The sequence below is a fragment of the Meiothermus cerbereus DSM 11376 genome (genome assembly GCF_000620065.1).
GTDB classification, from domain to species: Bacteria; Deinococcota; Deinococci; order Deinococcales; family Thermaceae; genus Meiothermus; species Meiothermus cerbereus.
The window spans coordinates 35,388-49,875 of record NZ_JHVI01000020.1 but is presented as its reverse complement, the minus strand read 5'-3'; the positions used below and the strand labels follow the sequence as shown (position 1 = coordinate 49,875).

At 60.0% G+C, this 14,488-nt stretch carries 17 protein-coding genes; 7 read left to right on the top strand and 10 right to left on the bottom strand.

Features of this window, described 5'->3' with window-relative positions; translation table 11 throughout:
- Window positions 1-13 precede the first annotated feature (13 nt).
- A complete protein-coding gene (locus Q355_RS0108500; protein WP_036259070.1) occupies window positions 14-799 on the top strand; it encodes a deoxyribonuclease IV in 786 nt (261 codons plus the stop codon).
- A gap of 74 nt (window positions 800-873) precedes the next feature.
- Here the strand turns inward: Q355_RS0108500 and miaA are convergent, their stop codons facing one another.
- Complete coding sequence (miaA, locus tag Q355_RS0108495; RefSeq protein ID WP_027877412.1) at window positions 874-1,806, bottom strand: tRNA (adenosine(37)-N6)-dimethylallyltransferase MiaA; 933 nt, start codon at window positions 1,804-1,806, stop codon at window positions 874-876.
- A 40-nt stretch (window positions 1,807-1,846) separates the two neighbouring features.
- Between miaA and Q355_RS0108490 the strand changes: the two genes are divergently transcribed.
- Window positions 1,847-2,251 (top strand): Hsp20/alpha crystallin family protein, encoded by a 405-nt coding sequence (locus Q355_RS0108490; RefSeq protein WP_027877411.1) that lies wholly within the window; start codon window positions 1,847-1,849, stop codon window positions 2,249-2,251.
- A gap of 37 nt (window positions 2,252-2,288) precedes the next feature.
- Here the strand turns inward: Q355_RS0108490 and Q355_RS0108485 are convergent, their stop codons facing one another.
- Window positions 2,289-2,897, bottom strand: coding sequence for a thymidine kinase (locus Q355_RS0108485; protein WP_416338658.1), 609 nt, complete (start codon window positions 2,895-2,897; stop codon window positions 2,289-2,291).
- A gap of 292 nt (window positions 2,898-3,189) precedes the next feature.
- Entirely contained in the window at window positions 3,190-3,411 is a 222-nt protein-coding gene (rpmE, locus tag Q355_RS0108480) for a 50S ribosomal protein L31 (protein WP_027877409.1), read from the bottom strand.
- A gap of 95 nt (window positions 3,412-3,506) precedes the next feature.
- Between rpmE and aroH the strand changes: the two genes are divergently transcribed.
- A complete protein-coding gene (gene aroH / locus Q355_RS0108475) occupies window positions 3,507-3,875 on the top strand; it encodes a chorismate mutase (RefSeq protein ID WP_027877408.1) in 369 nt (122 codons plus the stop codon).
- Between the two features lie 30 nt (window positions 3,876-3,905).
- Here aroH and metG read toward each other — a convergent pair whose 3' ends face one another.
- From metG to Q355_RS0108450, 5 genes are all read right to left on the bottom strand, one after another.
- On the bottom strand, window positions 3,906-5,813 hold the full coding sequence (gene metG / locus Q355_RS0108470) for a methionine--tRNA ligase (RefSeq protein WP_027877407.1): 1,908 nt from the start codon (window positions 5,811-5,813) through the stop codon (window positions 3,906-3,908).
- A gap of 228 nt (window positions 5,814-6,041) precedes the next feature.
- Window positions 6,042-6,728 (bottom strand): ribose-5-phosphate isomerase RpiA, encoded by a 687-nt coding sequence (gene rpiA, locus Q355_RS0108465; RefSeq protein ID WP_027877406.1) that lies wholly within the window; start codon window positions 6,726-6,728, stop codon window positions 6,042-6,044.
- Window positions 6,729-6,794: 66 nt separating this feature from the next.
- Window positions 6,795-7,271: a thioredoxin-dependent thiol peroxidase gene (gene bcp, locus Q355_RS0108460; protein WP_027877405.1), complete on the bottom strand. Its 477-nt coding sequence runs from the start codon at window positions 7,269-7,271 to the stop codon at window positions 6,795-6,797.
- A 339-nt stretch (window positions 7,272-7,610) separates the two neighbouring features.
- Window positions 7,611-8,099 (bottom strand): adenosine diphosphatase, encoded by a 489-nt coding sequence (locus tag Q355_RS0108455; RefSeq protein WP_027877404.1) that lies wholly within the window; start codon window positions 8,097-8,099, stop codon window positions 7,611-7,613.
- Between the two features lie 3 nt (window positions 8,100-8,102).
- Window positions 8,103-8,651 (bottom strand): hypothetical protein, encoded by a 549-nt coding sequence (locus tag Q355_RS0108450; RefSeq protein WP_027877403.1) that lies wholly within the window; start codon window positions 8,649-8,651, stop codon window positions 8,103-8,105.
- A gap of 200 nt (window positions 8,652-8,851) precedes the next feature.
- Between Q355_RS0108450 and Q355_RS0108445 the strand changes: the two genes are divergently transcribed.
- Window positions 8,852-9,997: an RNA-guided endonuclease TnpB family protein gene (locus Q355_RS0108445; protein ID WP_027877402.1), complete on the top strand. Its 1,146-nt coding sequence runs from the start codon at window positions 8,852-8,854 to the stop codon at window positions 9,995-9,997.
- Between the two features lie 19 nt (window positions 9,998-10,016).
- Here Q355_RS0108445 and proC read toward each other — a convergent pair whose 3' ends face one another.
- A complete protein-coding gene (proC, locus tag Q355_RS0108440; RefSeq protein ID WP_027877401.1) occupies window positions 10,017-10,799 on the bottom strand; it encodes a pyrroline-5-carboxylate reductase in 783 nt (260 codons plus the stop codon).
- A gap of 82 nt (window positions 10,800-10,881) precedes the next feature.
- Between proC and tsaB the strand changes: the two genes are divergently transcribed.
- Window positions 10,882-11,412, top strand: coding sequence for a tRNA (adenosine(37)-N6)-threonylcarbamoyltransferase complex dimerization subunit type 1 TsaB (gene tsaB / locus Q355_RS0108435; protein ID WP_027877400.1), 531 nt, complete (start codon window positions 10,882-10,884; stop codon window positions 11,410-11,412).
- Window positions 11,409-12,509 carry a methyltransferase gene (locus Q355_RS0108430; RefSeq protein WP_027877399.1) on the top strand — a complete coding sequence of 367 codons (1,101 nt, stop codon included), beginning with the start codon at window positions 11,409-11,411 and terminating at the stop codon, window positions 12,507-12,509. The genes tsaB and Q355_RS0108430 overlap by 4 nt, the downstream gene beginning before the upstream one ends.
- Before the next feature lie 41 nt (window positions 12,510-12,550).
- On the opposite strand, the gene Q355_RS0108425 is transcribed toward Q355_RS0108430, so the two are convergent.
- Window positions 12,551-12,946: a hypothetical protein gene (locus Q355_RS0108425; protein WP_169735539.1), complete on the bottom strand. Its 396-nt coding sequence runs from the start codon at window positions 12,944-12,946 to the stop codon at window positions 12,551-12,553.
- On the opposite strand from Q355_RS0108425, the gene rpoD reads away from it, so the two are divergent.
- Complete coding sequence (rpoD, locus tag Q355_RS0108420) at window positions 12,852-14,444, top strand: RNA polymerase sigma factor RpoD (protein ID WP_027877397.1); 1,593 nt, start codon at window positions 12,852-12,854, stop codon at window positions 14,442-14,444. The two genes, Q355_RS0108425 and rpoD, sit on opposite strands and share 95 nt — an antisense overlap.
- Window positions 14,445-14,488 lie beyond the last annotated feature (44 nt).

Below are 14,488 nucleotides of genomic sequence, written 5' to 3'. Positions count from 1 at the left end.
ATACGGTTTTCACATGTCCATCGCTGGCAAGCTGGGAATCGCCGGAGCTGCCGAGGAAGCCCAGCTCCTGGGGTTGAGCGCCATCCAGATTTTTGCCAAGAGCCCACGTAGCTGGAAAACCCGCGGCCTGAAGGCGGGCGAAGTGGAGGGTTTCCGGGCTCGAAAGGAGAATCTGGGCGGCCTGCCTGCGGTTATCCACGCGTCTTATCTGGTCAACCTGGCTGCCGAAGGTGAGTTGGGAGAAAAGAGTGTGTTCAGCCTGGCCGACGACCTGGCCAAAGCCCAGGTACTGGGCGTCGAGTATGTGGTGGTGCATCCGGGCTCGGGGCCTGCCGAAAAAGCCAGGGCAGCAGCCCTCGAGGCCCTAAAGCTGGCGCGCGTAAGCAAAGCCGGGCCTCGCCTGCTCTTGGAAAACACGGCTGGGGGCGGTGAAAAACTGGGCGCCAGGCTCTGCACCCTGGCCGAGATGATTGAGGGTACCCGGCTGGGGGTTTGCTTCGATACCTGCCACGCTTTTGCCGCAGGATACCAGCTCGAGGAGGCCCTGGAGGAGCTCGAGCAGTCCGTTGGCCTGGAGCAGGTTCCGGTTATCCACCTCAACGACTCGGTGGGCGAACGGGGTTCGCAAATTGACCACCACGCCAACCTGTTGGAAGGCCAGATTGGGATAGAACTCCAGCGCTTTACCCTGGATCCCAGGCTTCGCGATAAGGTCTTCATTATGGAAACCCCCCGGGGCACCCGGGAAGATGCCCACAACCTGCGGGTTTTGCGTGAATGGCTGGCCTCACGCCGGTAAAAAGCTTGCCGGACTGGATAGCATGGTCGCTTAGGCTCGGGAAAAACCTAAATCCTTTGGTCTGCTGCAGGGCTCTACGACTGGAGAAAGTGCTCAAACCAATCCCGCACACCAGGCCACGCTTCGTCGCCGCCATGGGGCAGAAAGGCCACCTCGCCAGGCTCCTTGCGGAACCAGGTGTACTGGCGTTTGGCGTAGGCCCGGGTGGCCCGAATGGTGGCTTGCCGCGCCTGCTCGAGGGTCATCTGGCCCCGCAAATGCGCGGCCACCTCTTTGTAGCCAATGCTCTGCAAAGCCGTAGGCATCTGCGGATACGCCCGCAGCAGATGCTCCACCTCCTGCACCAGCCCCTGCTCAAACATGCGCTCCACGCGGAGGGCAAGGCGGGGCTCGAGCCATCCCCAGGAAGGCCACAAGATCAGCTTGCGATAGCGAAACCGGGGCGTACGCTTGGGAAACCGGGCCGGGGGCAGGCCAGTACGGCGCAGCACCTCCAGGGCCCGTACAATGCGGCGGGGGTTACGCTGCACCCGCAGGGCATCCTCGGGGCTGGCGGCCCGAAGTTCTTCCAACAGCGGTTCAACTCCGCCAACCTCCAGCGCCTGCCAGAGTTCGGCCTGAAGCGCCACATCCGGCTCGGGGAGCTGGTGGAGCCCCTCCGAAAGCGCACGGATGTAGTAGCCGGTTCCGCCCACAACCAGCGGTGTATGGCCTTGCTCGAGGACCTCCTGAATGGCTTCCTCGGCCAGGCCAAGATAATCCGCCACACTGAAGCTCTGGCTGGGCCAGACTACGTCTATGAGGTAGTGCTTAACCTGGAGCCGCTCGGCCTGGCTGGGCTTGGCAGTCCCAATGTCCATCCCCCGGTACACCATACTGGCATCGGCAGAAACCACCACAACTGGGAAAAGTCGCCCCAGGCGCAAGGCTAGCTCGGTCTTACCAGTTGCAGTGGGGCCGGTTAATAGCGGGATGATGGGCGCGTAATGCGAATCTGCGTTATCCATGGGACTGGCCCTCCGCTGCAATCATGATATTCTCGAGACCATGACCATTGAACACTTCGATGCGATTGAACGCTTGCAAACCATCCGGCAACAACTCGACGAACTCTCGAGGCGGTTTGCTTCCCAGGAAGCCCTGGGCGAATGGGTACCGGCTATAGATGTGATAGACGAAGGCACGCAGTTTCGCATTCTAGTTGACGTGCCGGGTGTAAAAAACGAAGACCTGGAACTTCAAGAAGAGGGCCAGACCATCATCCTGGCCGGGTTGCGGCACCCGCAGCAGGGTAGGTTTTACCGTCAAGAACGCCCCGCCGGACCATTTCGCCGCTCCCTGACCCTGCCCGAACCCATCGTCGCAGGTATGGCGCAGGCCTCGCTGAAGGGCGGGGTGCTCGAGCTGGTGCTACAAAAAGCCCGCAAAACACCGCGCAAAGGCAAAAAGTAAATCGGATGGTAGCGCGGCTTAGGATACTGGGGCTGCACTACAGGATCTCCTGCACCTCTTTGGTCACAACGGTGTGGCACTTGCGGCAGCGCGGCTCGTAGGCCTCGCTGGCCCCCACCAGAATTACGGGGTCATCGTAGCGGGCCGGTTTGCCGTTCACGAAGCGCTGGGTGCGGGTGGCCGGAGCTCCGCATACCGGACAAACCGCGTAGAGCTTCTCCACATACTCGGCCCGTGAGAGCAGCTGGGGTATGATGCCGAACGGCTCACCACGAAAGTCCATGTCCAGGCCAGCGCAAATTACCCGCACGCCCTTATCGGCAAGCTCGAGCACCAGTTTAATCAGGCCTTCATCAAAAAATTGTGCCTCGTCCACGGCCACCACATCGGGCAGGGGGTCAGATAAGTGAACCCTCAGCTCGGCGGAGTTGCTCACGGGAATGGCCTCGGCCCGTCTACCATCGTGGCTGTAGACGTCGGTGGCATGGTAGCGGTGGTCTAGGCGCGGCTTGAATACCAGCACCCGCTGCCGGGCAATGAGGGCCCGCTTGATGCGCCGAATAAGCTCGTCCGACTTGCCGGAAAACATGGGCCCAACCACAACTTCTATCCAACCCTGGTGGTGCGGAAGATGGGGCAAACTCATAACCGCTGCCTAGCATATCCTACCCACAACAGGGCCGGAACAGCTCGGCATTGTTATACCGGATTCAAAAAGATACTCTTCAAACAAAAAACATCAAGGGGCTATCTTTTTGAATCCTAGAGCACACCCCTCGCTGCGCTCGGCGAAGAAAGCGTATCCCTTCGGTCGGGTTAGTTCGTCACCGAACGGTGACGAACTAACCGAATCTGGTATTAGTGGTTGCTGGCAAGGTGGGCTCGAGCCAAAAAAACAGGTGAGCAAACGCTCACCCGCTCGAGCATGCCGCAGGCTATTACTTTTTGGCCTTCTTGCCGTAAGTACCACCGAACTTCTTCTGGAACTTCTCGACCCGGCCTTCGGTGTCCACAAAGCGCTGCTGACCGGTCCAGAACGGGTGGTTTCCGCTCCATACTTCGACGTGAATCTCGGGCTTGGTGCTGTAGGTTTGCATGACCACCTCGCCGTTGCAGATGATCTTGCAGGGAACCAGCTTGGGGTGAATTTTCTCTTTCATATTCTCTCCTGGGCACGGATTTTGCCGTGCTGTCAACTTGCTAAATATAGCAGGTCTAGGCGGGAAGGGCAAGCTGGGATAAAATCGCGCACACAATGATGCGAGGAGTTCGTGGCGCCATTACAGTCGACGAGGATAGCCGGGAAGCCATCCTGAGCGCTACCCGCGAGCTGCTGCAAAAGATGCTCGAGGCCAACCAGATCACCGATTTTGACACCATAGGGGCCATGTTCTTCACCCTGACCGACGACCTGCGGGCTGCTTTCCCGGCAGAAGCCGCGCGGCAACTGGGGATGCAGATGGTTCCCCTGATCAACTCCCGCGAGATTCCGGTTCCCGGCGCTTTGTCCAGGGTCATCCGGGTGATGATGCTGTGGAACACCGACCTTCCCCAAAAACAGGTCAAACACGTATATCTGCGTGAAGCCGTGCGCCTGCGCCCGGATCTGGAGAGCGCGCAGTAGTCGCCCTAAGCGCAACACACCAGCAGATTTTTATCGCACCTTTGCGCCGGGCGGCAGGTCTTGTTCGGGCGTAACCACCACAATTCTGCCCTGATCATCTTCGCCAGCCAGAATCATGCCCTGCGACTCAACCCCGCGCAAAACGGCTGGCTTGAGGTTGGCCACCAGCACCAGCTTTTTGCCCACCAGGCTCTCGGGCGTGTAGTGCTGGGCAATGCCCGAGACCACCTGCCGGGTGTGGTCGCCCACGTTCAGCGTCAGCACCAGCAGTTTGTCGGCTTTGGGGTGCTTCTCTGCCTTGACCACCTCAGCTACTCTAAAGTCGACTTTGGCAAAGTCGTCAATGCCGATGAGGCCGTTGGTCGGTTGAGGCTCGGCAGAAGGCGTAGCTTTGGGCTTCGCGCCATCGGTTTTTGCTTCGGCAACCTCGAGCTTGGGGAATAAAATGGGGGCCTCTTCGGGAATACGCGTGCCCGCGGGCGAAAGTCCCCAGACTTCGGTCTGGGCCATGGTGTAGTCCCCAAGCCCCAGGGCCGCCCGCAGTTCTTTGGCCTTGGTCGGAAGGGCAGGCTCTAAAAGCACGCTGGCAATGCGCAACCCTTCCACTGCCGTATACAGGGCATCTTCCAGCTCTTTCTTTTTACCAGGATCGCGGGCCAGTTCCCAGGGCCTGGCATCGTTGACAAACTTATTGAGGCTGCGCACGTACTGTAGCACTTCCTCCAAAGCCAGGTGAATACGCAGGGCCTCGACCTCTTTACGCACCTTTTTGGCCAGGGCTACCCCAGCTTTGGCAATATCGGACTCTGGCGACGAAGCAGCCGGAATAACGCCCCCACAGTACTTCAGCAGCATGGTACGCACCCTCGAGAGCAGGTTGCCCAGGTCGTTGGCCAGGTCGGCGTTGAGGCGCTGCACCACCACCTCTTCCCCAAAGGGGCTATCCGAACCCAGGGTGGTGTCGCGCAACAAGGCGTAGTGCACTGCATCCACGCCAAACTTGTCCAATAAAGCCAGGGGGTCGATGGCGTTACCCAGGCTCTTACCCATCTTGCGGCCATCCATGGCCAGGATGTGCCCGTGCACCACCAGGCGCCTATAGATGGGCAGTCCAGCGCTCTTGAGCATGGTGGGCCAGAAGATGGCGTGGGGTTTGAGGATATCCTTGCCGATTACATGCCAGGCATAAGGCCAGTACTTCTCAAATAGCCCCCGGCTGGCCAGCGAGGACACGTAGGCCAAAAGCGCATCGAACCAGACGTACGTTACATGATTTTCGTCCCAGGGGATGGGAATGCCCCAGGGCACGCGGTCTTTGGGGCGGGAGATAGAAAGGTCGCCTATGGGTTCCTTGAGCATCTCCAGAACCTCGTTGCGGTACGCCTGGGGCTGGATGAGGTCGGGGTGCTCGGCCAGGTACTCCAAGAGCCAGGGGCGGTATTTCTCCATGCGGAAGAAGTAGTTGGCCTCTTTGCGCAGGATGGGCGGCTCCGAATCGCCCGGTAGAATGCCATTAACCAGCTCTTTCTCGGTCACGAAGCGCTCTGCGCCCACCGAATAAAGCCCCTCGTATTCAGCATAGTAAATATCGCCCGCCTCATAGACCTTGCGCAGAATCTCCTGCACGTAGCGCTTGTGGCGCTCGGAGGTCGTCCGAATGTAGTCGTCGTAGCTGATGAGCAGGCGCTGGTAGGTCGGCTGGAATAGCTGCTCGGAGACATAGTCTACGAAAGCCTGGGGCTCCTGGCCTGCATTTTTGGCCGCTCGAGCGATTTTCTCTCCGTGTTCGTCGGTGCCGGTAACAAAATTGGTGTCGTAGCCGTCCAGGCGATGAAAACGGGCCAGAAAGTCACAGATGATTTTCTCGTACACGTGCCCGATATGGGGGGCCGCGTTGGCGTAGTCAATGGCGGCGGTTTCGTAGAAAACTTTGCTCACGGGTAACTCCTCAAACTGGTTCAAAGCTGGTTTATGGCAAAAAAAGGGGGCGCAACGCGCCCCGCCGATAGCTTCTTGCCGCTACCGTCGGGGCATTCGCATCATTCGGGTAAAGCGCCCAACCACAACCAGCATTTTATACCAGACCCATCCTGTTCGTCATCGAGCACGAAAAGGCCGCACCCGCGCCGAACAAGGCTCTGTTTGAGCAGGGTCTGGCACTCAAGGCTAGTTGGGGCGTGTTCCCAGATACTCCAGCCCCTCGGGGCCTGCCACAATGGCAAAGTTGGCCAGGCCCACAAATAATCCGCTTTCCACCACGCCTGGGATGCGTTTTAGCGCGACCTCGAGCTGCTCGGGGTTGGCAATTGGGCCAAAGTTGACATCCACAATCAGGTTGCCCCCATCGCTATAGAAAAATTCATCGCCATCCATACGCAAGGTAGGCTGCCCCATTCGCCCCAGCGCATGCAGGGTGGCGCGATAGCCAAAGCGGACAATCTCCACCGGAACCACCCCACGCCCTAGCTGGCTCACTTTCTTGGTGTGGTCGGCAATCACAATAAACTGGCGCGCGCAGGCCTCCACAATTTTTTCGCGCAGCAAGGCTCCCCCCAAGCCTTTAACTAGGGAAAGATCGGGGGCAATTTCGTCGGCGCCGTCTATGGCCAGGTCAACCCCCTGGGGCCCTAACTCGGCCAGAGGAATCCCCAGGTCATGCGCCAGCATGGCGGTAGCCTCCGAGGTGGGCACAGCCACCACCTCCGAAAGCTCGCCCTCGCGCAAACGGCGGCCCAGCTCCAGCACCGCATACCGGGCGGTAGAGCCCGTGCCAAGGCCCACCACCATACCCGACTGCACATATTTGACGGCCTCGAGGGCCGCTTGTTGTTTGAAGTTATCCTGGCTGTTCATAAGTAGTGGCGCCCCAGATCAAGGCTCTATAAGCTTACCGAATTTGCCCCAGCGCTGGGCACGGCTTTATACCGCTTGTTGTCGTAACTCGATTAGCGCTTCCGCTACCTCGTGTGCGTGCTCGTCGGGCTTAACCTTCTCCCACACCCGGGCCACCCTGCCCTGGGGGTCAATCAGATAGGTGTAGCGGAAGACCCCCTCATATTCTTTGCCGTACATGGTCTTGGTGCCCCAGGCCCCGTAGGCGCGAATCATGTCCTTATCGGGGTTGGACAGCAGGGGAAAATTGAGGCCATACTTGCTGTGAAACCTCCCGTGGCTGTTCACATCGTCGGCCGACACCCCCAGCACCACTGCTCCGAGTTCCTCCAGGCGGCCTTTTTCGTCACGAAAATTACAGGCCTCCTTGGTGCAGCCCGGCGTATCATCTTTGGGGTAAAAATAAAGCACCACCCACTTACCCCGGTAGTCCTCGAGGGTGTGCAGCTTGCCTTCCTGATCCGGTAGGGTGAAGTTTGGAGCAATATCGCCAACTTTAAGCATAGCAGCCGGATGATAACCCACAGCCCCCCGGGTCAATGTTGTCTATATTGCAAGCCCCTTGCCAGCGCCATGCAAGTTGCGCCAGGGCAGATTGGCAAAACCAGCGAGATGAGTCATACCAGATTCGGTTAGTTCGTCACCGAACGGTGTCGAACTAACCCGACCGAAGGGAGTGCTCTAGGATTCAAAAAGATAGCCTCTTAGCGCTTTTTATTTGAAGATTATCTTTTTGAATCCGGTATCAATGCATACCTGGCGCAATTCCCAAAGCGAACTTTCGATACGGCATCTTGTATTTCGCTTATGGAGACGTGTAGGGCAAATAAGTCTGCTGTGCTTCTAGCCAGCTTTATAGCCAAACTTACGCAGGATGTCTTTGCGCCACTGGATGTCTTCTTCGGCCTCCACCCCCAGGGGCTTGTGGCCGTCCAGAACACCTAAAATTCCGCGCTGATCGTCTTGCTCGGCCACAATCACCGAGAGCGGATTGGCCGTTGCGGCAAAAATCCGAACCACCTCCGGGCAGGCCTTGACGGCATGAAGCACATTGATAGGGAAATAACCCTCGCCCAGCACAATCAGAAAGGAGTGGCCCGCCCCGATGGCCTGGGCATTCTTAACAGCCAGATTAATCAGTTCATCCGAAGTGCCAGTTTTGCGGATGAGCCGCTTGCCCGAAGCCTCGCAAAAAGCCAGGCCAAACTTAATACCCGGCACCGCCGTAACCAGGGCTTCATGCAGGTCTTCCACCGTCTTGATGAAGTGGCTCATGCCCAGGATAACGTTCAGGTTTTCCGGTTTTTCCACCTTGACAATTTGAAGCTCCATACCCTATTTAGGCACACTAAACTTCACCAGGTCAACTGTTGCCCCATCGGGGGTGGCGTAGCGCACAATGCCCACCCCCGGCACGAAGTAAATCTCCATCACCTGGCTACCACCGGCGCTGGTCACGGTAGAGGTGCGAATCACATAGGCGTTGAAGCGCCCTGCCGGGACGTTTACGCCCTCGATGCGCAAAACCTTCCCAATTAAGGCCACGCTCTGCCCCCCAAAGCTGCTGCGGCCCCCCCATTCCTGACCAAGCACCAGCGGCGGAGCAGGGTATAGCTGCAAGGGCGGGGTGTAGCGCTGCACTGCTTGCCCGATAATCAAGCCCTCCAAAAACACACCATTTTCTGTATAGCGGAGCAGATCGGCGCTCACCGGCTGCTTGGCCAGCCGCCGCTCGAATACCAGCAGGCCGTTTTGCTCGCGGGTAAACACCTGCTCCATGCCAGAGGAGTAAGTCCAGGAGTAACCGATGCCGTTGGGGTAGTAGGCGGTAGGCGCTGCCAGCACCATAGCCAGCAGCAGCCCAAGGGTCAGGTTACGCTTCATCGTTTTTATGCTACGTCCTCTTCACGGGATGTGTGGTGCATTAATGCGCCAAGCATCCACGGGGTTAATTTCACAAAACTCCTTCGGGGATGCCCCGTCTCTTCAGAGCGGGGAGGAACCCAAGGGCGGCGTGAATACGCCGCTGGAATCCCCGCGAGCTATTGGTTGTATAAAGTGGCATTTTATGGTGTACTCCTCTCGTGCAGCAGGCACTTACCGTGAGAATCAGGCTGGCTCCGACCCCGGAGCAGGAAAGGGCTCTGAGGTCTACGCTGGTCGCCTTCGCGGACGCCTGCAACCACATCCATACGACTGTGCCTGAGAACATCCGCAACAGCGCCCGGATACAGCAGTTGACCTACAAAGAGGTAAGGCAGAGGTTCGGGTTGAGCGCCAACCTCGCGGTAAGGGCCATTGCCCGCGTTTCCATGAACCGCAAGGCGGCAAAGGAGTTGGGCAGCAAAGTCAAGGCCTTCAAGCCCACATCGGTGGACTACGACGCGCGCATCTTTGACCTCCGTTTGCGGGATGAGACGGCCAGCCTGACCACGGTCAAGGGTCGGCTTCGGGTTGACCTTCGACTCTCCAAATACCACCTGCAAAAGCTGCAAGGCGCTCAACCCACCAGCGCCACGCTGGTGGACTCCAAAGGCAAGTTGTGGCTTCATGTGCAGGTCAAGCGGGAGGTTCCCCCGGCGGCTGAACCCCAGGACGTAATCGGGGTGGACCTGGGGAGAACTGACATCGCCGTAACCAGCACCGGCAAAAGCTGGTCGGGCCAGGCGGTAACAAAAGTGCGCGACCGCTACGCCCGTACCCGCCAGATGGTGCAGAAGAACCGCTCGAAAGGCACGCGCAGCACCCGCCGCAGGGCTGGGGCGCTGCTGAGACGGCTGTCGGGCAAAGAAAAGCGTTTTCAGAAGCACGTGAACCACGTGGTCAGCAAGGCCGTCGTCTCGGAAGCTCAGGCTTTGGGTGCGGCCATCGCGCTGGAAGACCTGACGGGCATCCGGGAGCGCACCAACACCCAGCCCAGGAACTCCACGGAGCGCCGCCGCAGCAACAGTTGGGCTTTCCACCAACTGCGCGGGTTTGTGGAGTACAAGGCGGCTTTGGCCGGGGTGCGGGTCATTCCCATACCCCCCGCCTACACCTCGCAGACCTGCCACCACTGCCTGCACATCGGCAAGCGGCAGGGCAAGCGCTTTGCCTGTGGGAACTGTGGGTGGGTGGGGGATGCTGACCATAATGGCGCTCAGGTGATTCGTCTGGTGGGGCTGACCGTAACGCAGCCTCGTGGCTCGGAGTTGCTCTCGTGCATCTTCAGGGCTCCTGAAAGCCCCTGACTTCTAGTCAGGGGAACCGTTACTCGTCTTTCCCCAGCTCGTGCCCTCTCAGGGTGGCGGCTTCTACGGCCTCCATCAGGGCTGCACGGACACCGCGGGCCTCGAGGGCCGCCAGACCGTATATGGTGGTTCCGCCAGGGCTGCTGACCTCATCTTTAAGCACCGCGGGGTGTTTTCTCCGTAGAAGCTCCCCGGTCGCAATCAGCACATCGGCTGCAAGCTGCAGCGCCTGGGCCCGCGGGATGCCCTGCTTGACCCCCCCATCGGCCAGGGCTTCCGCTACCAGCGCCACATAAGCCGGGGCCGAGGCCGACATCCCAGTAAAGGCATCGAACAGACGCTCCGGCAGCTCGTAGACATCGCCGACAGTTGCAAACAAAGCCCGCGTGAACTCTAAGTCGCCGGCCTCCTCGGCCTCGCGGGGGCCGGTAATGGCGGTGGAGCTTTTGCCTATGGTGGCCGCCAGGTTGGGCATGCAGCGTACCACCCGCCGGGTACCCAGACGGCGGGACAGTACCGCCGTGGAAACCCCGGCCATAATGGAGATGTACCCCACGTTGGGGTGGGCCACCTGGGGCGCCAGGGCCGCCAGGTCTTTGGGTTGCACGCTAAGCAGAATTCGCTCACAGCGGCGCAAGTCCTCCAGGCGCAGGGGGTTGACCCCGGTCGCGTGGGCCACCTCCTGCATGCGCGCGGGGGTATCGAGGATGCCAATATCGCTGGGCTCGAGTATCTCGGCCCGCAACAAGCCCTCCAAAATGCTCTTGCCCATCTTGCCCACACCCACAATGGCCAATTTCATGGCCCCAAGTTTAGCAGCAAGCTGACCCAACGGGACAGGGGGAAGCCGTGCTGAAGCTGCGGCATATTGCTATACTCCTGTGGTGCTGGTACTTGCGCTGGACACCGCCACCCCCTACCTGGTGCTGGGTTTACCCCATGCCGAGCGCGCCATCCGTCTGGAACGCCGCCATGCCGAGGTGCTGTGGCAGGAGCTCGAGGTCTTCTTGAAGCAGGCTGGGGTCGGGCTCAAGGAACTCGGCGGCATTGCGGTAGGGCGGGGGCCGGGCTCGTATACCGGGCTGCGGGTGGGCATTGCCGCCGGGCTGGGGCTGGCTCGAGGCCTGGGCATTCCGGTAACAGGTGTCGACACGCTGGAAGCCGTGGCGCTGCGCTACCAGGGGCCGGTTACGGTAGTCCACCGCACCCGCAACGAGCTTTGCTACACGGGCAGTTACCGCATCGAGGGCAAACAGCTTGCAGTCTTGCAGTCTCCCAAGCGTGCCCGGCTGGGCGAGCTACAGCCGGACGGATTGCTGGTGGTGGACGAACCCCCTTCCGGCCTGGCCCTGGCCAGGCTGGGCCAGGCTGCCCTGCAGAGCGGGCGTGTTCAGGTTGAACCTTTGTATTTATGAGCCTCGAGGTCTACCACACCCTGCACAAAACCCCTGTAAAAGGTGGCTTCCTGTATACCAAAGCCGGTGCACGGGGCACCCAGGAGCCTGCCTATGAGCTGCTGGCAGGCCACCTGGAGCCCCACGGCCAGACCGCCCTCGACCTCAATCCGGGCATCGGGCTAGTTGCTCATGCCCTGCGTCGGCAGGAGCTCACAGTACAGGCCATCGAGACCTCGAGGGCTTCCCTGCGCTGCCTGGAAGCCAGTTTTGGGGCTTCCGTGCGGGTGACGCGCGGCCTGCCCTGGGAAACCGAGCCCCACTCGGCAGACCTGGTGGCCCTGGTTCTTCCTGCCAATCGGGGCACCCGCTATGTGGAACTATCCTTACTGGGTGCAGCTCGAGCCCTGCGTACTGGAGGGCGACTGTGGATTGCCGGTAGCAAAGATAAGGGCTTCGAGCACTACTTCAAGCTGGCCCAGGAATGGCTGGGCTATGGTGTCCTCGTTCGCCGCGAGGGGGCTTTTCGCCTGGCCGTGCTGGAAAAAGAAAAACCTGCCCCAGACCTGCCGCCGGTCTGGCAGTCTTTTGAATGGCAATTCTCGGGCAAAACCTGGCATTTTTACTACCTGCCAGGCGTTTTTTCGGGTGGACACATTGACCCCGGTAGCGCCATGCTGCTGCGCGAGCTACCCCATGATCTCGGCCACGTGCTGGATATCGGCGGGGGTTATGGCGCCCTCAGCCGCCCCCTGGTAGACCGGGCCCAGAGCCTGACCCTCCTCGAGGACGATTGGGCCAGCGTGCTGTGCGCCCAAAGGAATCTGGGTGAACAGGCCACCGTGCTGCACTCCGATGTGGACAGCGCATTGACACCAGGCCAGACTTTCGCTACTATTGTCTCGAACCCCCCGTTTCACGTGGGGGGGCTTGTCGTGTTAGAAACCGCCGCCGCATTTATCGAAGCCGCCTACGCCCGCCTGGAGAGGGGCGGGAAATTTTATCTCGTGGCAAACCGCTTTCTCCCCTACGAACCCCTTCTCGAAGCGCGCTTTGCCACCGTGCGCACCGTGGCCGTGAACAGCCACAAAGTTCTGATGGCCCATAAGTTGGGCTAAACCCATCCGTAGTACCGGCATTGCCGGGGGCTTAGGGCCCTTCACTGGGAGGTGAACAGCTTGAGCAAAAGAAAAAATGCCGCAAGCAGCAAGACCCCTCTAGAACCGAGCGCGTCCCCTGCGCCCAGGGAGAAAAGCGCTTCCCGGGTTACCCAGGCCCAAAAGGCAGATAAAAGCAAAGACAAATCTGTTGCATCCTCAAAAAGCAAGGCCGCTACCAGCAAAAGCCAGGCCAAACCCCCCAAGACACAAGCCCAGCCTGCCCCAAAGTCCGATAAAGCCAGCGGTTCATCGGCCAAAACCCTTCCAGAAAAGGCACCTACCCCACCTGCTACCAAATCTATGTCTAAAAAGTCGTCGCAGCCCACCAGCAAACCGACCGCAACCTCCAATAAGCCCGAAACCGGGGGAAAAGCCGCCAAGGCTAAAAAAAGCATGGGAAAAACCGAGTCAGCCCAGCCCGAGGCTAAGCGGGCAGGCGAGCCGAAGCGCAAAGAGCCTGCCAAGAAGCCAGCAGACTCCAAGCCCAAGGCCCAGAGCGCAGCGAGTTCAAAGGCCCAGGCCAAAGGTGCTGCGATCCTGGAGCACGACGAGGTTCAGCTGGATGAGGAGCTGGCCATTGGCGCCGATGAACTCGAGGCCCCCGATCTGGCAATTGTCGAGGTAGAAGACCTGGAGGTCGGGCCCGACCTCGACGATCTGGTTGCGCCGACCCCCAAAGTGGGCGCTCTGGCAGCAGTTGCTCTTGCCGACGACGAGATCGCCGAGGAGATTCTCGAGGCCGACCTCGAGGACATCGAGATCCTCGAGCCAGACTTTGAACTCGGCACCCTGCCCATCGAGGAGGCCGAGGAGGAGATCGAGGAAGACCTCCCCCTCCCCCGCATCTCGACTTCCGACCCCGTTCGGCAGTACCTGCACGAGATTGGCCAGGTGCCCTTGCTGACCCTGGAAGAAGAGATTGACCTGGCCCGCCGGGTCGAGGAGGGGGTGGCGGCTGCGCAACGTCTGGCCGAGGAAACAGGTCTGGACGCCGAGTTGATTCGGCATGTGCTGCGTAGCCAGGTGCAGGGCAGCAGCCGCGTCACCAACATTCCCGGCACCGAGTTGCGCATCGACCCCGAAACCGTAGCGGCAGTGGATGCCCGCTTGCGGGCGTTACCCCGCGAGGCCAAGCGCTATTTGCACATTGCACGGGACGGGGAAATTTGCCGCCAGCACCTCATCGAAGCCAACCTGCGGCTGGTGGTGAGCATCGCCAAGAAATACACCGGTCGTGGCCTTAGCTTTCTCGATTTGATCCAGGAAGGCAACCAGGGCCTGATCCGGGCAGTGGAGAAGTTCGAATTCAAGCGCCGCTTCAAGTTTTCCACCTATGCCACCTGGTGGATTCGGCAGGCCATCAACCGGGCCATCGCCGACCAGGCCCGCACCATCCGCATCCCGGTGCACATGGTGGAGACCATCAACAAGCTGACCCGCACCGCCCGCCAGATGCAGCAGGAACTGGGCCGCGAACCGGCCTACGAAGAAATTGCCGAAGCCATGGGGCCCGGCTGGGACGCCAAAAAGGTGGAGGAAACCTTCAAGATTGCCCAGGAGCCGGTAAGCCTGGAAACCCCCATCGGCGACGAAAAAGACAGCTTCTACGGCGACTTCATCCCCGACGAGCACATGGCCTCGCCGGTAGACTCCGCCGCCCAGAGCATGCTCTCGGAAGAGCTGGAAAAAGCCCTGGGCAAGCTCTCCGAGCGCGAGGCTATGGTCTTGAAGCTACGCAAAGGCCTGATTGACGGGCGCGAGCACACCCTGGAAGAGGTGGGTGCCTACTTCGGCGTGACCCGCGAGCGCATCCGCCAGATTGAAAACAAGGCCCTGCGCAAGCTCAAATACCACGAGTCGCGCACCCGCAAGCTGCGGGACTTCCTGGATTGATCGCCAGAGATTTCCCACGATGTGAGCGCATTGTTTGGCAGCTC